At 34.9% G+C, this 20,113-nt stretch carries 16 protein-coding genes and 2 pseudogenes; all 18 read left to right on the plus strand.

The window, feature by feature from the left end; genetic code table 11:
* The first annotated feature begins 111 nt into the window (after positions 1 to 111).
* The 18 genes and pseudogenes from BCER98_RS08635 (at position 112) to hcp (ending at position 20,052) form a co-directional block, all read left to right on the plus strand.
* The gene (locus tag BCER98_RS08635; protein WP_012094144.1) at positions 112 to 654 is read left to right on the plus strand and encodes a cysteine hydrolase family protein; all 543 of its coding nucleotides are present in this window, start codon (positions 112 to 114) and stop codon (positions 652 to 654) included.
* Between the two features lie 509 nt (positions 655 to 1,163).
* Complete coding sequence (locus tag BCER98_RS08640; RefSeq protein ID WP_012094145.1) at positions 1,164 to 1,601, plus strand: Hsp20/alpha crystallin family protein; 438 nt, start codon at positions 1,164 to 1,166, stop codon at positions 1,599 to 1,601.
* Positions 1,602 to 1,768: 167 nt separating this feature from the next.
* Positions 1,769 to 1,967, plus strand: a pseudogene (locus tag BCER98_RS20860) (response regulator transcription factor); the annotation flags it as partial.
* Between the two features lie 86 nt (positions 1,968 to 2,053).
* A complete protein-coding gene (locus BCER98_RS08645; protein ID WP_012094146.1) occupies positions 2,054 to 2,908 on the plus strand; it encodes a MurR/RpiR family transcriptional regulator in 855 nt (284 codons plus the stop codon).
* A 153-nt stretch (positions 2,909 to 3,061) separates the two neighbouring features.
* On the plus strand, positions 3,062 to 4,600 hold the full coding sequence (gene gntK / locus BCER98_RS08650) for a gluconokinase (protein ID WP_012094147.1): 1,539 nt from the start codon (positions 3,062 to 3,064) through the stop codon (positions 4,598 to 4,600).
* 14 nt (positions 4,601 to 4,614) lie between these two features.
* Complete coding sequence (locus tag BCER98_RS08655) at positions 4,615 to 5,964, plus strand: GntP family permease (RefSeq protein ID WP_012094148.1); 1,350 nt, start codon at positions 4,615 to 4,617, stop codon at positions 5,962 to 5,964.
* Between the two features lie 18 nt (positions 5,965 to 5,982).
* Positions 5,983 to 6,879 carry a phosphogluconate dehydrogenase (NAD(+)-dependent, decarboxylating) gene (gene gnd, locus BCER98_RS08660; protein ID WP_041809672.1) on the plus strand — a complete coding sequence of 299 codons (897 nt, stop codon included), beginning with the start codon at positions 5,983 to 5,985 and terminating at the stop codon, positions 6,877 to 6,879.
* Between the two features lie 345 nt (positions 6,880 to 7,224).
* Positions 7,225 to 8,394, plus strand: a complete 1,170-nt coding sequence (locus tag BCER98_RS08665) for a tetratricopeptide repeat-containing glycosyltransferase (protein WP_048723093.1) — start codon at positions 7,225 to 7,227, stop codon at positions 8,392 to 8,394.
* Positions 8,395 to 8,428: 34 nt separating this feature from the next.
* On the plus strand, positions 8,429 to 9,550 hold the full coding sequence (locus BCER98_RS08670; RefSeq protein WP_012094153.1) for a CgeB family protein: 1,122 nt from the start codon (positions 8,429 to 8,431) through the stop codon (positions 9,548 to 9,550).
* 146 nt (positions 9,551 to 9,696) lie between these two features.
* A complete protein-coding gene (locus BCER98_RS08675) occupies positions 9,697 to 10,233 on the plus strand; it encodes an NADPH-dependent FMN reductase (protein ID WP_012094154.1) in 537 nt (178 codons plus the stop codon).
* A gap of 82 nt (positions 10,234 to 10,315) precedes the next feature.
* Positions 10,316 to 11,085, plus strand: a pseudogene (locus BCER98_RS20865) (hypothetical protein).
* A 227-nt stretch (positions 11,086 to 11,312) separates the two neighbouring features.
* Positions 11,313 to 11,870, plus strand: a complete 558-nt coding sequence (locus BCER98_RS08685) for a YdcF family protein (protein ID WP_012094155.1) — start codon at positions 11,313 to 11,315, stop codon at positions 11,868 to 11,870.
* 419 nt (positions 11,871 to 12,289) lie between these two features.
* A complete protein-coding gene (arcD, locus tag BCER98_RS08690; protein WP_012094156.1) occupies positions 12,290 to 13,717 on the plus strand; it encodes an arginine-ornithine antiporter in 1,428 nt (475 codons plus the stop codon).
* 100 nt (positions 13,718 to 13,817) lie between these two features.
* The gene (locus tag BCER98_RS08695; protein WP_012094157.1) at positions 13,818 to 14,078 is read left to right on the plus strand and encodes a hypothetical protein; all 261 of its coding nucleotides are present in this window, start codon (positions 13,818 to 13,820) and stop codon (positions 14,076 to 14,078) included.
* Between the two features lie 108 nt (positions 14,079 to 14,186).
* Positions 14,187 to 15,995: an AAA family ATPase gene (locus BCER98_RS08700; RefSeq protein ID WP_041809677.1), complete on the plus strand. Its 1,809-nt coding sequence runs from the start codon at positions 14,187 to 14,189 to the stop codon at positions 15,993 to 15,995.
* Positions 15,985 to 17,835 carry a hypothetical protein gene (locus BCER98_RS08705; RefSeq protein ID WP_041809679.1) on the plus strand — a complete coding sequence of 617 codons (1,851 nt, stop codon included), beginning with the start codon at positions 15,985 to 15,987 and terminating at the stop codon, positions 17,833 to 17,835. The genes BCER98_RS08700 and BCER98_RS08705 overlap by 11 nt, the downstream gene beginning before the upstream one ends.
* 228 nt (positions 17,836 to 18,063) lie before the next feature.
* Complete coding sequence (locus tag BCER98_RS08710) at positions 18,064 to 18,660, plus strand: hypothetical protein (RefSeq protein WP_012094160.1); 597 nt, start codon at positions 18,064 to 18,066, stop codon at positions 18,658 to 18,660.
* 105 nt (positions 18,661 to 18,765) lie between these two features.
* Entirely contained in the window at positions 18,766 to 20,052 is a 1,287-nt protein-coding gene (hcp, locus tag BCER98_RS08715) for a hydroxylamine reductase (protein ID WP_012094161.1), read from the plus strand.
* The last annotated feature ends 61 nt before the right edge of the window (positions 20,053 to 20,113 follow it).

Consider the following 20,113-nt stretch of genomic DNA (forward strand, 5'->3'; position numbering starts at 1 on the left):
AGATGCGAGCAAGTAGAACGTTTATGAAACAGTGTAGGGTTTAAAATTAGGTTTGAAAAAACAGTACAAAGACAGAGTGAAAATCTATTTGACAGTAGGAGTTGAAGGGATATGGGGAAAGAGGCTTTATTAATTGTAGATATGAGTAATGATTTTGTAGCGGATAATGGATCTTTAACTGCTGGTAAACCAGCGCAACAAATTGTACCGTATATTACAGAATTAGCAACTCGCTTTTTAGAAGAAGAGAATATTGTTGTTGTTACAATGGATGCGCACCAGCCTGATGATCCTCATTTTCAATTATGGACGCCCCATAATATTGTGAATACAGAAGGGCAACAATTATATGGTGAATTATATGAATGGTATCAAGAAAATAAAGGAAACGAAAATGTAATTTATGTCCCAAAAACAAATTATAATGCATTCTTTAAAACAGATTTGGCCGCTACTTTGAAAAACTTGGAAGTGGAAAAAGTGCATACTGTTGGAGTATGTACGGACATTTGTGACTTTTTGACAATAGCTGGAGCAGATGCAGAAGGATTTCAAACAGCAATACATAAGCGAGGCGTCGCAACATTTACTGACCTTGGTGAAGCCATGATCAATCACATGAAACTTTGTTTTCATACTGAAATCATTGAATAGAAAATGGGTGAAATCACAAGCTAAAACATAACTGGTGGAGAAGGTAATACATGTTATAGAGGATGATTAAAGTGAAAAATTCCGTTTCTGGCGGAATTTTTTTATTTTCTTCATTGACTTTCCTATCATTTGACACGCCCGCCCCTAAAAGTTAGTGGGATTCTTGCTACTAAAGGCGAAGTCCATTTCTGGTATCGCTGACGTGCAAGATTGCGGTGTGCCATCACCACTCTCACGACAGACCGTATAGGTTCGTGAGTTACGGTACTACTATCATACCGTTGTGTTCATATGTTTTAGTGTCTTATTCTTGTCTATCATTCAAGATCCCACAAACGTGATTCTTTTTAGTGAGATCTTGAATTTCACATACCGTATAATAAAGAAATAATGGAAAAAAGTACATAATCAAATAATCAAGCAAATAGTTTGACCTTTTTTGACTATTTGATATAATAAAGACAGAAAGAGTTAATCTTTCATTCATATCTTATAAGGAGGAATGAAATATGCGTGATTTATTTCCGGAATTAACAAATCGTAGAAATGGTGTTGCAGAATTTGGGCCTTCTTTATTTGAGATGATGACAGATGCTTTCTTTAAACCAATGAACATGAATACTTTTAAAGTAGATGTTCAAGAGGATTCTGATAAATATGTAGTGGAAGCAGATTTACCAGGATTTCAAAAAGAAAACATTCAAGTTGACTTTGAAAACGATATGTTAACAATTCAAGCGACTCAAAATCATGAAGTAGAAGAAAAAAATGAACATGGCACATATATTCGTAAAGAGCGCTCTACAGGTTCATTTATTCGTCGTTTTACATTTAACGGCGTAGAAAATGAAAATGTAAAAGCAAAATTTAAAGATGGTGTGTTAACAATCGAGTTACCAAAATCTAATCAAGTGAAACAAAATAGAAATATTATTGATATAGAATAAAGAAGCTGAGCAATTCAGCTTCTTTTTTTTTGAAGTAGTATTTAGAAAATTCGTGATGTTATAATGCTATTGGGTGATAAAAATGGATGATACAGCAACAGAAAAGGAGACAATGCGTTTAAAAATGTTGAAGGAAATTGCATATGATATGAAAGGAAGCGATGAAACAGAATCGCTTGTCATTGTTAACAAAAAGAGAAAGAAGTTCTTTATGAAATTGCGAAAGGGAGAAGTAATAAAGAAATTGCAGTAGAGCTTCATATTACAGAGCAAACAGTGAAAACACATGTTTCAAATGTGCTTGCAAAGCTGGAAGTAGAAGATCGGACACAGGCAGCACTTTACGCTGTAAAACAAGAAATATGAAAAAATAGATAAAGATACCAAATAACGGTTTTTCTTCTTCGCATAATTAGGTACAATAAAACTCATATGGAAGGGGAAGATATAACATGCCTGGTACAAAAGTTGGTATAGGGAAAATTCAGGCTTCATTAAATGGCTTATCGCCAAAGCTTCGAAGTATAGCTGAACATATAATACAATATCCGCAAGATGTTGTACATAAATCAATTACGGAATTAGCGGATATTACAAATAGTTCAGAAGCAACGATTTTTCGCTTATGTAAGCACCTTGGATTTCAAGGGTTTCAAGATTTGAAAATTACATTAGCACGTGAAATTGTACATACACCTATGCAAAATATTCACGAAGAAGTGTCTGCAGAAGATGATATGGTAACTGTTGCAAAAAAAGTCTTTCATTCGCATATTACAGGGTTACAAGATACTTTACATCTATTAAATGAGGAAGCGTTAGAAGAAGCAATACATATATTGCAGCTAGCAAAACGTATTGAATTTTATGGAAATGGTGGTTCAGGCATTATCGCAATGGATGCTTATCATAAATTTATGAGAACGGGTATCTCTTGCATTGCTCATACTGATTCGCACTTTCAAATTATGGGAGCTGGGTTGCTTACGACAGAAGCAGTTGTCATCGCAATTTCTCATTCTGGAAGCAACAAAGCATTGCTGGAAGCACTAGAAGTAGCGAAAACAAAAGGAGCACGCATCATTGCGATTACTAGCTATCAGAAATCTGCATTGAGTCAATTGGCGGATATCACGTTATATACGTCAACACGCGAAACGGAATTTCGGACGGAAGCAAGTTCATCACGATTAGCACAACTTAGTTTATTAGATACATTGTATGTAGGATTGTCAATGCAGCGTCAAGAAGAAACATTACAAAATTTGCAAAGTATACGCGAAACAATTTCAATGAAGCGAATATAAAGAGCAGTGTACTTGTATACATTGCTCTTTCTTATGTTTACTAATGAAAAAAATTTTCTTTTAAAATATTGATTTAAGAAAAAATATTTTATATACTGTTTTGTGTAAACGGTTACTAAACGATATTTTGCTAGAAATGAAGGGAAGATTTGTATGGAAACAAGGGGGAGAGTAATCGGGATTGATATCGGTACCACAAGTACAAAAGCGGTTGTTTTTACTGAAAAAGGGAAAGTAGTTGCAACACATGCAATTGATTATCCAATTATTCAGCCGCATTCGGGATGGGCTGAACAAGATCCTGATGTAATATGTTCCGCTGTATATAAAACTGTAAGCGTTGCCATTAAAAAAGGGAACGTGCTGCCGGCCGATATTTCTTCCATCGGGATTAGTACTGCGATGCATGCACTCATTGCGGTAGATAAAGAAGGAAGTCCATTAACAAAATCTATTATATGGGCAGATAATCGGAGTATAAAGCAATCAGAAAAATTATTGCAGCATATGCATGGACATGAAATTTATCGTAGAACAGGTACACCTATTCATCCGATGTCTCCACTTTCAAAATTGTTGTGGATGAAAGAGGAAGAACCAGATTTATATGCGAGAGCTTATAAATTCATTTCTATAAAAGAGTATGTGATTTATCAATTATTTGCACAATATGTTGTTGACTATTCCATTGCATCAGCTACAGGTCTATTCAATCTAGAAACATTAGACTGGGACGGAGATGTATTACAAATGCTGGAGCTATCACCTGAACAGTTATCAACGCCTGTACCGACTACGTATATTTTGTCAGGAATGAATGTGAAGCTGGCTCAGAAGATGGGGATTTCTGAAAATACGCCAGTTGTTATTGGAGCAAGTGATGGTGTTCTTGCAAATGTCGGTGTTGGTGCGATATCTCCGGGAGAGGCAGCTATTACAATCGGAACGAGCGGTGCTGTTCGAACCATTTCACAAAACATCAATACCGATGAGAAAGGGAGAACGTTTTGTTACGCATTGACAGACAAACAGTGGGTAATTGGCGGTCCGACGAATAATGGAGGCATTTTATTAAGGTGGTTACGCGATGAATTTGGTAGTCCAGAACAGGAAGTCGCCAAGAAATTAGGTATTGACCCATACGATTTATTAATTCAATATGCTGAAAGTGTGCCAGCTGGAGCTGATGGGTTACTATTTTTACCATTTTTATCAGGAGAACGTTCTCCGTATTGGAATGCAAATGCAAGAGGTACGTTCTTCGGCATTCATCTGCAACATAAACGTGAACATTTTATTCGTGCTGTTATGGAAGGCGTCTGTATGAGTGTCTATTCTGTAGCACTTGCTATTCGAGATCAAACAGGACCGCTGTCTGAGATTCGTGTTTCAGGTGGTTTTGCAAAATCAGCATTTTGGCGACAAATGTTATCGGATATGATGGGCAAAGAGTTGCTTGTTCCGGAAAGTCATGAAGCATCTGCACTAGGAGCAGCCGCGTTATCTTTATATGCGATAGGAAAGATTGATTCACTAGAAGAGGTGAAAGATTGGATCCAAATTGTTCATCATCATGTACCAAATAAAGAAAATACGGCTTTATATTTAGAGATGTTCTATATGTATGAACGACTTTACAATCGTCTGAAAGAAGAGTTTGATTGTATAGCTGCTTTCCAACGTAAACAGTAGGGGGATTGGGAGAAATGGTAGTTGGGATTGTACTAGCGGCTGTTGTCATATTACTATTACTGATTACAGTAGCAAAATGGCATCCATTTGTCGCTTTAATTTTAACTGCAATCGGAGTTGGGCTCGCCATGGGGATGCCTTTGATTGCAACGTCGTCAAAAGAAATGGGGATCATTGATTCTATTAAATTAGGACTTGGTAATACGTTAGGCTTTTTAGCGATTGTTTTAGCTTTAGGAACAATGCTTGGGAAGATGATGGCTGAGTCTGGGGGTGCTGAAAGAATTGCAAATACCCTTATAGAACGTTTTGGAACAAAGCGCGTTCATTGGGCAATGATGGTTGTTGCATTTTTAGTCGGCATTCCAGTGTTTTTCCAAGTTGGATTTGTATTATTAATCCCGCTTGTATTTACAATTGCATTAGAAACAGGTGTTTCACTTATAACAATTGGTATTCCGCTTGTAGCAGGTCTATCTGTTGTACATGGGTTAGTACCACCACATCCAGCTGCGATGGCTGCAGTTGGTATTTTTAAAGCGGATGTAGGAAAAACGATATTATATGCGTTAATCATTGGAATTCCAACAGCAGTTATTTCAGGACCGATTTACGGTAAATGGATTGGTGCTCGTATACATAAAAACGTTCCAAAAGATGTAGCAGAGCAGCTGAATGAAAGGGATACGAAAAAAGAACTTCCTGGCTTTGGAAACACGTTATTTACTATTTTACTTCCGGTATTACTTATGCTTGGAGCATCAATAGCGGAAGTAGCATTAGAAAAAACAAGTCAATTGGCAAAGACATTGCATTTTATTGGAGATCCTGTCGTTGCGTTATTAATAGCAACGATGTATTCCTTCTTTAGCCTTGGTTATGCAAAGGGATTTTCAAAAGAGAAAGTATTACAATTTACAAATGATTGTTTAGGGCCGATTGCGAACATACTGTTAGTTATTGGAGCAGGCGGAGCATTCAATAAAGTGTTATTAGACTCAGGTATCGGCACTACAATTGCAGATATGGCGAAAGAATCGCATATTTCTCCAATACTATTAGGGTGGGGGATTGCTGCACTTATTCGAGTTGCAACAGGTTCTGCAACAGTCTCAATGATGACAGCAGCTGGAATTGTAGCACCGATTGCAGCGAGTATGCCAGGAGTGAATGTAGAATTATTAGCGCTTGCAACAGGAGCAGGATCACTCATTTTATCACATGTGAATGATTCTGGTTTTTGGATGATTAAAGAATACTTCGGAATGACGGTAAAGGAAACGCTATTCACATGGACAGCGATGGAAACCATTCTGTCAATTGTAGCACTTGGACTCATTTCGTTATTAAATCTTATAATATAGAATAGGAGTTAGATGAATATGAAACTAGGTTTAATCGGATTAGGAAAAATGGGTTTCCCATTAGCGGAACATTTACATGAAGATGGACACGACGTAGTCGTTTATGATGTGAATCAAGAGCTTGTAGAAAAAGCAGGACAGCTTGGAATTGCTGCTCGTCCTACATTAAAGAAACTAGTGGAAACGCTGGAATCACCTCGCATCATTTGGGTAATGGTACCGGCTGGAGAAATTGTAGATTCAGTATTACATGAGCTTTATCCATTATTAGATAAAGGAGATATTGTTATTGAAGGTGGAAACTCTTTCTATAAAGATACGTTACGCCGTGCTGAAGAAGCAGAACGATTAGGGCTCCATTATGTAGATATTGGAACATCAGGCGGTGTAGAAGGTGCGCGCTATGGGGCATGCTTAATGGTTGGTGGAAAAAAAGAAATCTTTAATCAATTGGAGCTTTTATTTAAAGATTTAGCAGTAGAAAATGGCTATTCTTATGCAGGGCGTGTTGGAAGTGGTCATTTCTTAAAAATGGTTCATAATGGTATTGAATATGGAATGATGCAAGCAATTGCTGAAGGGTTTGAAGTTTTAGAGAAAAGTGATTTTGATTATAACTATGAAGAGGTGGCAAAAGTATGGGCGAACGGATCCGTTATTCGTGGTTGGTTAATGGATTTAACAGAAAAAGCGTTTGCGGATGATCCTAAATTGGCTGGAATTAAAGGGGTAATGAATTCTTCAGGAGAAGGAAAATGGACAGTCGAAACAGCCCTTGAATTACAAGCAGCCGCTCCAGTCATTGCGATGTCATTATTTATGCGTTACCGTTCTCAAGAAGATGATACATTCCACGGAAAAGTTGTTTCAGCGCTTCGTAATCAATTTGGCGGACATGCTGTTGTAAAAAAATGATTCATTATTTTGGAGAAGAAACTTGTACAAATGTGCAAGTTTTTTTGTTTTACTCTTTGTAGACTGAACGTAAAAAATAGGGAAGAAGATAAAGGAAAACTTTAATTAGTGGGGGGCTTCATCAATCGGGCTGTTATGAGCAGTTCAGCTCTCATTTAAGTTAAGATGGAGTCAGTAGAATGAAAATCAGAATAAATAAAATAATGCTTTCATAAATAGTAAAAGAATACGTAAAGTAGGAGTGTTTATAATCCAAGTTATACATAGAGGGATTTATTTATAAAAAATGGAGGTGGTAAGGTGAAAAGTGGACAGCAGCAAGAAGAGAAAAAAATTTGTCTTTGTATGATTGTTAAAAATGAAGAGAAAATCATTGAGCGATGTTTAAATTCTGCAAAACCAGTTATTGATTTTGTATCGATTTGTGATACGGGGTCTACCGATCATACGCCTGAAATAATAGAACAATGGTGTAAGGACAATGAGATACCTGGGACCGTTCACCATGAACCGTTTCGAAATTTTGGCTATAATCGTACGCTGGCAGTAGCGTTAGCACAAAAAACATATCCGGAATCAGATTATTTATTAGTGCTTGATGCGGATATGGTTTTAGAAGAGACAGCGAATTTTGATAAAAGTAGTTTAACGAAAGATCATTATTTGACAATGCAGTACGATATTCATATTAAATATTGGCTTACTAGATTATTAAAAGCCTCTCTTTCTTGGAAATCTGTTGGGGTTACGCATGAATATTGGGATATAGATCGTTCAAAACTAGGGACGGATTATCAACAAGAAGTGGGAAGGTTAGATGGCCTTGTTGTAAATGATCAAGGAGATGGCGGAAGTAAGAGTGATAAATTTGAAAGAGATAAACGATTATTATTGGAGGGAATAAAAGATCCAGAAACGACACCAGACTTGAAAATTCGGTATTTATTTTATTTAGCTCAAACCTATTACCATTTAGGAGAATTTGAGGAAGCTATTAAATGGTACAAAAAAAGGGTTGAGGCTGGGGGATGGAGAGAAGAAGTATTTTATTCATTATTGCGAATTGGAGTTTGTTATGAGCAGTTAGCAATAAAACAAGAGCAATTAAGAAGTAAGGTTGGAAATAGTGTGCAGAAATTGGAAAGTTTCATTCAAAAAGAAGAAGAACTTCTTTCTCTGGCGGTTACGTATTTTCAAAATGCTTGGGAATATAGGCCAAGTAGGGCAGAATCATTATATCAGTTAGCCAGATTATATAGAGTGAGATCGAAAAATCATTTAAGTTTAATGTATGCATTACAAGGAAAAGAAATCCCGTTTCCAAAAGAAGATCTTCTATTTGTAGATTATCATGTGTATGATTATTTATTTGACTATGAAATTTCGATTTGTGCTTATTATATTGAAAGTAAGAAACATATTGGTAGAAAAGCACAAAAGTTTCTTGAATCGAAAATCGAAGAATTACCGATATACATCGCAAAGGTGGTTGAGAATAATAAAAAGTTTTATTAAAACATCTATGTGTGAAAGGGGAGGTGGAGGGATAATGGAATTAATAAGATGGGCTATTGATCTCGGTACATCTGTGTATGGAAATACGCATGAGGAGTTAATTCCGCTGTTGGATTATTACTACGATCACGATCATTTGAAAGCTTTCGTTGTTGCAAATCTTATTTTAGAAATGGATATACAGGAGGCGGATAGACCAAGTATAGAATTAAAAAGATGCGTGGCGGCATATTATGCTGGTTTATATAAAGTTGCAAAAAAATATGCGAATGAGATGGTAATGAAGTATCCGAATGTGGAGTTGTATGAAAAGAATGCAAAGGTAATTGAATCATTTTTTAATAAAGAATATGATTATTGTTTCTATATATGGCCGTACACATATGGGAGTTTTATAGACGTTGCACGTGCTTTAAAATGGCAATTAGAACAACAAGGACAAGAAGTAATTATATCAGAAACGTTATTGGACCAAGCAAAACAGACCGTTCTTTTTGGTGCTCATTTATTTGCTTATCGCCCCATCCCTATACCAAATCATGCAATTGTGTATAATTTAGAGCAGTTATATGATGAGAGTCCTTATGTGAATGCGGCATATCTTACAATATTAAAGGATAGAGAAGTATGGGATTATAGTCGTCAAAATATAGAATGGTTGAAACAGAAAGGATTAGGAAAAGAAATAAAACATGTGAAGATGAATTATGCCCCGACATTAGAAATAAAAAAAGGAGCATTTCCTCACGTGCTTTCAGAAGATATTGATGTTCTGTTTATTGGTGCTATGAATGAGCGACGTCAAGCGATTTTTGAACAGCTTCAAGAGCTTGCCCCGAACTTGAATATTGTTTTTCAAAGCAATGTATGGGGAATTCCTAGAAACGAACTGATGGCACGAGCAAAGATCATTTTAAATATTCATTTCCATTTAACTGGAATTCTTGAAACGCCACGAATTTCTCATGCTGTTGCGAATCAAAAGTTTATTATTTCTGAATCGAGTAATCCAGAAGACGAAAAAGAGTGGCCAGGAATCGTTTTTGCTCCTTATGAACAAATGGTAGAAATGATTATACAATACAGCAAGCTACCAGAGGAGCGGAGAAAGTTAGCAGAGAAGGCTTATTGGCATTTTAAAGCACAAAAGTCCTAATGATTTCATTTTTGAAAAAAACTCATACGAAAGTATGAGTTCTTTTTATACTATTTTCTAAAACATTTTCACCATTTTTGTTGTGTTTTGTATATAATTTTCTGATAATATAGAATGAGAAGCTTAAATAAGGGGGAGAAAGAATTATGAAATTAGTCGTAATGAATGGAACGCCAAGAAAATTCGGTAGAACACGTGTAATTGCAAAATATATTGCAGAGCACTTTGAAGGGGAATTATATGATTTGGCGATCGAAGAATTGCCTTTATATAACGGGGAAGATTCACAGCGTGAACTAGAAGCTGTAACAAAATTGAAAAATTTAGTAAAATCAGCAGACGGTGTTGTACTTTGTACACCGGAATATCATAACGCAATGAGTGGCGCTTTAAAAAATGCGCTTGATTTTTTAAGCAGTAGTGAATTTATTCATAAACCAGTTGCTTTATTGGCGGTTGCAGGTGGAGGAAAAGGCGGAATGAACGCATTAAATAGTATGCGTATTGTCGCAAGAGGAGTGTACGCGAATACCATTCCAAAACAAGTTGTAGTAGACGGTTTACATGTACAAGATGGTGAACTTGGAGAAGAGGCAAAACCGCTTATCCATGATCTTATTAAAGAATTAAAAGCATATATGGACGTTTATAAAGAGGTGAAAAAGCAATTAGGAGTTGATTGATATGAATTCTCTTTATTATGAGTCTCGATTGTATTATGTTTTAGGAGCCAATAGCAGATAAGCTATTGGTTCTGAGATTGTTATGATAACGATCCTGTGGTTTTTGATCAAGGAAAGCGGTGGCGATGTTATCTTTGGATATGTATCTATTGTAGCGACTCTTATTATGTTTTTATTGTCACCACTTATTGGCCAAAGCATTGATCGTTTTTCAAGAAAGTCATTATTACTAAGGATTCCATTTAAAAAGCAAATGCTTGAAGGGGCTCATGTTATGAAAGGGCGCCAAAAACTTTTTTGGTTTTTACTTGCCATCTATATGTCATTTATCGGAGTGATGATGACAAATTATTTAATTCCAATATACATTTCAGATGTATTAAAAGTAAATGCATCTGTATATACAATAAAGAGGATGATGTATGGGATTGGTGCTGTACTTGCTGGAATCAGCATGCCCTTTTTAATGAAATATGTGAAGACAGAAATATCTATCGTAATTACGATGTGTATATATGTAATTTCAATTACCGGAATGATTGTAGAATCTTCAGTTGTTATGTTATATGGGCTTTCTATTTTCATGCAATTGGAAATGCGAGAACAAGGATTGTACGCAATGTGTTAATAATGGAGAAAATTTCAAATGAAGTAATGGGACGTGTAGATAGTTTATTGCGGCTCATTATATTATTAACGAGTTTTACTTTTGGTGTGTCAAAAGTAGGGGGCATGCTTCCATTTTATACGCTTAGCATTTTGTTAATTTGTGCAATGGGGATTGCCCTCCGCTACGTTTTGTTAAAATATAAAGAAAAAAACATTGGAGCTTCCAATAAATCCATTGTATGAGAAAAGGAAAAGTACAGAATATAAAAGGGAATATAAAAAGGGGGGATTCAAATGGGAAAAACGAAAGCACTAGGATCAGCAAAACATAAAGGGAATCAAACACAATCTCATACGTCTTCTCAAAAAGCACGTAATCCTCAAAATGCGGGGCAACGTAGCCATTAAAAAGACTTCTACCTCCCTTTCTTTTTCTATATAATAGAAAGAAAGGGAGTGTAGATATAGTAATGAATAAATGGATTGTCTGTCTTCTATTTCTTTTACCAATATTATATATACTATATATTACGTATCAGATGCGCAAAGTTGCTCAAAAAGAGGTGAGTAATGAAATTCCTTATATATTAATATTAGGTGCAAAATTATTTGGAGATAAGCCATCACAATCTCTTCAAAATCGCTTAGATGTAGCTTTAAAATATTTAAATGAAAACCCTAAGACAAAGGCTATCGTATCTGGAGGACAAGGAGAAGATGAAGATATTCCAGAAGCGCATAGTATGCGAAATTATTTAGTAGCACACGGTATCAATGCCAATCGTATTTTGATAGAAGACCGTTCGACAAGTACGTATGAAAATTTAAAGTTTAGTAAAGATTTATTTCATATTACACACGCTATTATTGTAAGTAATACCTATCATTTATATCGTACAAAAATTATTGCGAAACGTTTAGGAATCAAAATGGAAGCATTAGCTGCTTCGACTCCTGCACGTTCTAAGAATAAGGCTTATATAAGAGAGTACATAGCGATTATAAAGACGCTATTATTTGATCATTAGAGTGAAAGAACAAGTATATCTTGAAAAAAGTAAGTTGGAATGAATCACCAGAATCGCGAAATGAATGTGAGGTAGAGAAAGTGTAAAAAAGATGGTGAAACAATTAAAAAATAAAGTGAAACTTTAATCAACGGGGTTTTTCATCCTCCACCAATTGGGCTGCTACTGCCCTAAAATAATGAGATAAAAGCTTATTCGTTAAATTTTTACAAAAAATATACAATTTTAGCTTTAAAAAACGGCCGTTCATGAGAAATGAACGGTTTTTTTATGCATACTTATACATTTTTTCAAAAAAGTATTCCCTTTTTACTCATTTTCTTTTAGAATAAGTAATGTTTTCCTGAAAAAATATAAAAGAAACTTCTATTAGAGAAAAAGGTGACTTTAATAGTTGACGGATAAACATAACACCTAGAATGACAAACGGGGTGATACCGATAGAAAAGAAATTAGGATTTTTCTCATTAATTGCATTAGTAGTTGGAACAATGGTTGGAGGTGGCGTATTTAGCCTCCCACATGACTTAGCAGCTGGGGCAAATAGTGGTGCTACACTAATTGGTTGGTGTATTACAGCATTAGGAATGATTCCACTTGCGCTTGTATATCAAACATTAGCAAGGCAAAAACCAGAGCTTGAGGGCGGAATTTATAGTTATGCACGCGCAGGGTTTGGTGAATACATTGGTTTTAATAGTGCGTGGGGATATTGGCTTGCTGGGATTTTAGGAAATGTAGCAACGATTATGTTATTGTTTAGCACGCTTGGATATTTCTTTCCCATTTTTAAAGGTGGAAATAATGTAGCTTCGATTATTGGCGCCTCTCTTTTATTATGGACACTTCACTTTTTGATTTTAATTGGAATTCGTGAAGCGTCAATTATGAATGTAATTGCTACAATTGGAAAGCTAGTTCCAATCTTATTATTTATCGTCGTAATGGTTACAGCATTTCGCTGGGAGACATTTACTCATGATTTTTGGGGAGAAGGGACTGTTTCCATCTCTTCTGTACTTGGACAAGTGAAAAACACAATGCTCGTGACGCTTTGGGTATTTATTGGGGTAGAAGGAGCCGTTGTGTTATCTGGAAGAGCAAAGAATAGTCGTGATGTTGGAAAAGCGACAGTTTTGGGACTTATTTTAGTCATGGCAATTTACATTTTAATTTCCGTCCTTTCAATGGGGGCTATGTCAAGACAAGAATTATCTCTTTTAGACACGCCTTCAATGGGACATGTATTAGAACATGTAGTTGGCTCTTGGGGAGCAGTTGCTATTAATATCGGTTTAGTTGCATCACTTGTGGGGACTTTAATTGGATGGTTTCTACTTGTTTCTGAAATTTCTCATGTGGCCGGAAAAGATGGTGTTTTTCCGAAAGTATTTACAAAAACAAATAAAAAACAAACACCGCATATTGCATTATGGATTTCAAATGGTGTTGCACAAACGTTATTTATCATTGTGCTTTTCTCAGAATCAACATATCAAATGATGTATTTTATTGCTTCGACATCTATTTTATTACCGTATTTATTATCGGCATTGTATCAGCTAAAATTAGTTATTACAAAGGAAATAAAACAAGCGAGAATAAAAAATGGAGTATTAGCTTTCATTGCATTTATTTATTCCATCTGGTTAATTTATGCAGCTGGGCTAAAGAATTTGTTACTAGTTTCCATTGTTTATGGTATTGGTCTTGTTGTTTATATGTTTGCTCGAAAAGAAAAAGGAAATCGCTATTTTTCAAACGGTGAGAGATATGTTATGGTTGTCATTGTCATTGCAACTATTGCATCGCTTTATTTGCTATTTACAGGAAATATACAAGTGTAAAAAGTCCTCTTGTAGGACTTTTTTGTTTTAGATACAAGGAATTTGCAATTTTTCACAGAATATTTCATATATAAGAATAAGATGCTTAGGAGGGATGAATATGGAAGAAAAAAAACAGTTGGTAAGGATTATAGAGTTGACCAATGATTTAAGAAAAGTTTTAGTACAAGAATCGTTTTTTAACCATCATCCCGAATTGCGTGGAGTGATTGAAAATTTAGCAGGATCTGTAGAAACGTTAGCAAATTTGCAGCATAAAAAGGATGAAAATGCTGAAGATAGACTACGGTATGTCTTAGCGAAATTAAAGATTGCTCACAATGCGATTTTGCAAGAGAAACAAACATTTTCTTCGCACTAATATCAATTTTTCTCTTAAAACCTGACGGATAACGTCAGGTTTTTTGTTTCTAGTTTTATAAAATAATACATACAATAAGAACAGTATGGGAAAAAGAGGGTGAGTGTATTGAAATTACATAAAGCTCTTCATCCAAGTTTTATAAAACGGATGTATCATATGAGGTTTATTGGGAAATTTGTAAAAGGCATAGAAGAAAAAGAGACATTTTCAATCCAATGTTTGTCACCAATTCCTTCGGTTTTGCAATCCCAGTTTGGAGAGGAACCATACGTATTTGAAGGTATATGTAGTAATAAGAAGAATGAGAAAGTGTTCGCTGATTTGAAAAAGAGAAAGTTAGAAAAACAGTTGGTGTTATTTCGACTTTATTATGAAAGAGGAAACATATATGTAGAATTAATATGCACAGAACAGAAAGAATTGGTGGATGCATATAAAATTATTCCTTCACCAAGACTAACTGGATATAGAAAAAGAGAATCTTTTGAGAGAAAGCTTGGGAATGGCTATCTATCTTTTCTCATGCCTAAGTTTCCACAGGATTTTGATACACCGGATTTATTATGGCATGAAGGGCGTTTATATGGAAATTTATCATTAAAGCCGTCGGTTAGTTCTATTGCCTATTGTGAACAAAGAAAGGAATGTAAATATATTGAGATTGATGACTGGAAGAAATATGTGGAATTAGAAGTTGATGATCATTTGTATTTTGTAAATGCAAATATATACGAGCAACTCGTAAAACGCGTTGCGGAAGAGGGGAAGCCAATTGAAGTGATAGATATTAGAAATCAAAAAGAAGAGCAGGAATGGGACGAACGAGAAACCTCTTTTCTACAGTATGTACAGAAAATAGTATGTGATAAAGGGTTATATATTGATGTAACGGATATCTTTAATTTTCACATTAGTGTAAAAACGAATATGTTAACCATTCTTGGTGGTATACCAGGGATTGGGAAATCTCGTTTTGTGCAGGCGTATGCAGAAGCATTAGGATTGCAATATGGTGAAGAATTAATATGGATTCCTATATCTCCGACTTATCAAGAGCCACATGATTTACTTGGTTATCTTCATCCAAATGGAGCATTTATTGAAAGTGAGACACAGCTTGTTCGAACATTATTAAAAGCAAAAGAAAATCCGAATCAGCTATATATGATTGTATTTGATGAAATGAATATGTCGCATATTGAGCATTGGTTTACCCCATTTTTATCGATTCTCCAATTAGAAAAAAAGAATCGTATTCTTACTTTATATGAAGAAGGGGCTAGGGGAGAAAATCAAGTCCCAGCGAAAATTGAAATTGGAGAAAATATTATTTTTGTTGGCACGATAAATTTTGATGAAACAACGAAAGAATTATCCGACCGTTTATTAGATCGAGTCAATCTTATTACATTGCAAAAAATTCCATTTTGTGAAATGAGCATGAGACAGGAAAAGAATATACAATTTCCTTCTCTGGCAGTAACCGCTAGGGAGTTTCGCATAAATTGGGTAAGAAATAAAGCGATGGTTGAAGTTTTTTCAGAGGAGGAATTGGAGTTGCTAGATAAGTTGCATGATATATTGTCCTCTTACGATGCATCAAAAGGTATTTCTTTTCGATGCGCTGCGGCTATTGCCTCATATTTGCAAAATATTCCCATGCACAATAACCAGTCTTATATGATTAGCAGGGAAGAAGGCTTTGACTTGCAAATTAAGCAGCGCGTATTAACAAAATTGCGTGGAACCGAGATGACAGTTGGTGCTCTTCTTTCTGAAGAGGAAAAAAAGGGAGCGATGCTAATCCCATTATTACAATCTCCTCTTGCAAATTGTGTCTCAACATTCGAACATTCCTTAGCGTATTTAAGACAAAAGCGACGCGAATTGGAGTTGTATGGTTATGCAAAATAAAGAACACAATGAGACTGAAATTGTCGACACGATAGAAATGTTGCCTTTTGTACTGAAACTAATTGTAGGATCGGAAGCGAAGGGAGAGACTATCGTTTTAAATCGTCTCTGCACTTCGGCATTCTCTCTCTCACAGTGTATTTATAAAGTGCAGGAGTTAAAACCATTACGGCTATCTTTACATTATGAGAAAGCAGTTCATGTTACATTTATATGGAATAAAGTGTATGAAGGACAAAAGAATATACAAGAATCACAATATGAACTACATGAAAAAAGATCAAAAATATTAATATATGAACATGGAAAAACAGATTTTTTTTATCCATGGCGCTGCGGCTTATACCACTTTGAAGTAAGAGTGGGAGGGGAGATATACTACGGAGCGTTTCAAATTGTTCCAAAAAATTTTGAAGATGATCAATTTGAAATGATTCAAAGTTATGTAAAGTCGATTTTGAACGAATTAATTTTAGATCGAGGTTATTATAAAAAAACATTTTCAGCATTAAGTGATATTGAAGATTCTTCTTATTTAATGTTACTGCGAATGTTGCCGAAGAAGATGAAAAAAATAAAACAAATTTATAAAAAGATCGAAATGAATACGAAGTACGTCAATACGTACAATTGGGAGACGCGAGAACGAAAATCGACGCGGAAAAGTGTAATCATAAGCGAAAAAAAAATGCACGGAAAGTACTATAATCGCAAGTTTATAGAGCAGAAAAATAGTTTAGAAAATGCTTTTCTTAAATTTAAAACGAGGCAGTTTTATTCTTATTTAGTAGAAGCTCAGCGTTTTTTACAAAAGACAGTTAAACTACTAGAGGAAACAAAGGAGACAAAAAAGGAAGAATATCAAGCTGTTAAAACCATTATGCAAACAATTGATCGAAACGGCTCTGTGACGGATCGAGAAAAGAAAAAATATAAAAATATACATTTGTTGAAAGAAGCGGATTTACGCAAGAGTTCAGTGAAAATACAAGAATATAAAATTTTGAATCGTATTGTTTATGAAAGTGCACAGTACTTTCATCATTTGTTACATTCCCCGTTTTGGAAGGACATTTCTGAAAAAACGAATATTACACTTTATTCTATCTCTATACCACACCGACAACTTATGTATCATTTAGAGTTGTTACCCCATTATAGACAGCAATCTCCAGCCTTATTATTCGTGTATAAACCAACATTTTTAGTCTACGAATATTATGCATTCTTTATTGTTATTTCTATACTACAAGAAATGGGATTTCATGATAAAGTACCGATGCGAGAACAGATACAGAAATATTTTTATTTGGATGGATTACAAGATGGTACGACAATTGTACTACATCGTGATGAGTTTCGAATCCATGTGGCATTTAATGATTTAATTGAAACTCATCCACTTATTGCATTAAGTAAAGGAAGCCATTTTTATAATGGAGAAGATACGAAAAAACCGGATATTCGGCTAGATTGTTATGTAAAGCAGGAAGAATGGTATGAATATCAATCATCTATTATTATTGAAGTAAAGTATAGTCCAATGTATAACATTTTTCAGCCTGTTGGTAATACAAAAGCGACAGAGCAAATGTATAAATATTGGTCTATTAAATATGTAGATGAAAAAGAGGGGAAACGTATTTTTAAAAGAAAGGCGATTTACGAAGTAATTTGTGTCTATCCAGGAAGTCATATGCACGGCAAAAAAATTGAATCAGGTTGTGGTGTATTTCTGCAGTTATACCCATATAAAACGAAGCAAGGAAAAGAGAAGTTAGCTGGAAAATATGGACTCATGCAAATTTTTGAGGAATGGTTAAAAAGTATAAAAACATAAAAATCTTTACTGCTCGAGAGCGTTAAAAAATAACCACCTACTATGTATGTATTTAGGTGGTTATTTTTCGGTATTTTTGATAAAAATGAACGGGGAATAGGAATTCCATTTTGTTTAACGAATACTATAAGTAATAAATATTTTTAGTTGCATACGAAGATTCGGTCTTATATTATATAATGTAAGCGTTATCAATAAGTGAGATAGCGATAAGAAAGGTGGGGAAATATGTTCCAGCGTGTTCAAACGAAGGAAGAGCATTTTTGGTTCGAGCAATTGTGGGGAGATTTTTGTGAGGAACGAAATTTAATGTTTGTAGAACGGAATTTAAATCCATCACGGTTTTTATTAATAGAAGATCAGCATTATATTGGTACTGTTGAATGTATTCAATATACCTCACCAGAACAATCTAATTCTGAGTTTTTTTATCCGTTTTCTAAAAATAAATTGATAAAAAACTTAAACAATGTATATGAAATTGGAAAGTTAAGCATCGCAAAAACATCTCGAGGTCGAGGGCATTTCAAAAGATTAGCAGCGATTTTGTTTATACATGCTTTAGAAATGAAGGCAGAATGGTATATTGCAGTTGTAACAAAACGAATGTATATGTATTTGCTTACACTTGGTTTCCCAATTGAACCAATAGATACCCCATTTGATTTTCATGATATGTTACAAGGGGTTCCAGTCCGCATTCATGCTCGAAAAGGTATTACACACTTATATTCCTTGAAGGAGTTTCGCGATATCATTCAAGGAAATGCTCACGCACAAACGCTTATTAAAAGATACAGTAAAAATATTATGTTAACAAATTGATTTGTCACAAATTTTTATATAATATTGTGATTCACATCACATCCTTCTTATTTCATTTACATTACGCTTTATTTGTAAGAGTTGATTAAGAAGGGATGAGATTTTATGTTTTGTTACCAGTGTGAGCAAACTCCAACAGGTGGATGTAAAATAATAGGTGTTTGTGGGAAAAACGAAACAATTGCAAGTTTGCAAGATACGATTGTCTTTGGATTAAAAGGTATTGCAGCATATCGTACTCATGCAGCTCAACTCGGTTATACAGATTCATTTGTAGATGCAGTGACACATGAAGCGTTATATATGACTTTAACAAATTCAAACTTTAATGAACAAGAACATTTGGAAATGGCAATGAAGGTAGGAAAAGCAGCTTTACGAGTAATGGAACTATTAGATGAGGCACATATTAATCATTTCGGGATTCCAAAGCCTGTTCACATTACACAAAATCGCGTGGAAGGAAAGGCAATTGTTGTGACAGGACATAATCTATTTGCTTTAGAAGAACTGCTTAAGCAAACAGAAGGAAGAGGAATTAACGTGTATACACATTCGGAAATGCTTCCTGCTCATGGATATCCTCAGCTTAAAAAATATAAACATTTAAAAGGGAATATCGGTAAGTCATGGTTTGATCAGCGACGTCTATTTGAAAAGTTTACAGGAGCCATTTTAGCAACGACAAATTGCGTTATGCCGATTAAGGGTACGTACGCAGATCGCTTCTTTTCTTATGATCTAGCTGGGCTAGAAGGGGTAAGAAAAATTGAAAACGATAATTTTGAACCATTAATCCAAAAAGCATTAGAGCTTCCGGCAGTACATATGAAATCTGACGAACAATTAGTAACTGGTTTTCACCATCATACTGTTTTATCATTGGCACCAGAAATTATTGAAGCAGTAAAGATGGGGAAAATAAAACGTTTTTTCGTAGTTGCTGGATGTGATGCTCCTGGCAAGGGTGGTGAATATTATCGAGAGTTGGCTATGTCATTGCCAAAAGAAACCGTTATTTTCACAACTTCTTGTGGGAAATTCCGCTTTAACGACATAGATTATGGAGTTGTGCCAAGAACGAAAATTCCACGTTATATTGATTTAGGACAATGTAATAATTCCATTTCAACGATAAAAATTGCAGCTGCATTAGCAGAGGCTTTCCAATGTGACGTCAACGAATTACCAGTGAGTATTATATTATCATGGTTTGAACAGAAAGCTGTTGCCATTTTACTCGGTCTATTTAGCCTTGGCATACAAGATATTCGAATTGGACCAAAAGTGCCTGAATTTATTTCACCTGGTGTTTTACAAGTGCTACAAGAGAAATTCGGATTGAAAACGATTATGACTGCTGCTGAAGATATGGAGACGATATTATCATAGTAAAATGAAAGGATGCCTAAACAATGGGCATCCTTTAAATGCATATACTGATAAATAAGAA

The sequence above is a fragment of the Bacillus cytotoxicus NVH 391-98 genome, from assembly GCF_000017425.1.
Lineage (GTDB): Bacteria > Bacillota > Bacilli > Bacillales > Bacillaceae_G > Bacillus_A > Bacillus_A cytotoxicus.

What these genes read in the sequence shown, in the direction of transcription:
- BCER98_RS08705 (WP_041809679.1), top strand. Translation starts at nt 15,985, where the DNA reads ATGCAAAATAAAGAACACAATGAGACTGAAATTGTCGACACGATAGAA.
- gnd (WP_041809672.1), top strand. Translation starts at nt 5,983, where the DNA reads ATGAAACTAGGTTTAATCGGATTAGGAAAAATGGGTTTCCCATTAGCG.
- BCER98_RS08665 (WP_048723093.1), top strand. Translation starts at nt 7,225, where the DNA reads ATGATTGTTAAAAATGAAGAGAAAATCATTGAGCGATGTTTAAATTCT.
- hcp (WP_012094161.1), top strand. Translation starts at nt 18,766, where the DNA reads ATGTTTTGTTACCAGTGTGAGCAAACTCCAACAGGTGGATGTAAAATA.
- BCER98_RS08675 (WP_012094154.1), top strand. Translation starts at nt 9,697, where the DNA reads ATGAAATTAGTCGTAATGAATGGAACGCCAAGAAAATTCGGTAGAACA.
- BCER98_RS08695 (WP_012094157.1), top strand. Translation starts at nt 13,818, where the DNA reads ATGGAAGAAAAAAAACAGTTGGTAAGGATTATAGAGTTGACCAATGAT.
- BCER98_RS08710 (WP_012094160.1), top strand. Translation starts at nt 18,064, where the DNA reads ATGTTCCAGCGTGTTCAAACGAAGGAAGAGCATTTTTGGTTCGAGCAA.
- BCER98_RS08645 (WP_012094146.1), top strand. Translation starts at nt 2,054, where the DNA reads ATGCCTGGTACAAAAGTTGGTATAGGGAAAATTCAGGCTTCATTAAAT.
- BCER98_RS08640 (WP_012094145.1), top strand. Translation starts at nt 1,164, where the DNA reads ATGCGTGATTTATTTCCGGAATTAACAAATCGTAGAAATGGTGTTGCA.
- BCER98_RS08635 (WP_012094144.1), top strand. Translation starts at nt 112, where the DNA reads ATGGGGAAAGAGGCTTTATTAATTGTAGATATGAGTAATGATTTTGTA.
- BCER98_RS08655 (WP_012094148.1), top strand. Translation starts at nt 4,615, where the DNA reads ATGGTAGTTGGGATTGTACTAGCGGCTGTTGTCATATTACTATTACTG.
- gntK (WP_012094147.1), top strand. Translation starts at nt 3,062, where the DNA reads ATGGAAACAAGGGGGAGAGTAATCGGGATTGATATCGGTACCACAAGT.
- BCER98_RS08685 (WP_012094155.1), top strand. Translation starts at nt 11,313, where the DNA reads ATGAATAAATGGATTGTCTGTCTTCTATTTCTTTTACCAATATTATAT.
- arcD (WP_012094156.1), top strand. Translation starts at nt 12,290, where the DNA reads ATGACAAACGGGGTGATACCGATAGAAAAGAAATTAGGATTTTTCTCA.
- BCER98_RS08670 (WP_012094153.1), top strand. Translation starts at nt 8,429, where the DNA reads ATGGAATTAATAAGATGGGCTATTGATCTCGGTACATCTGTGTATGGA.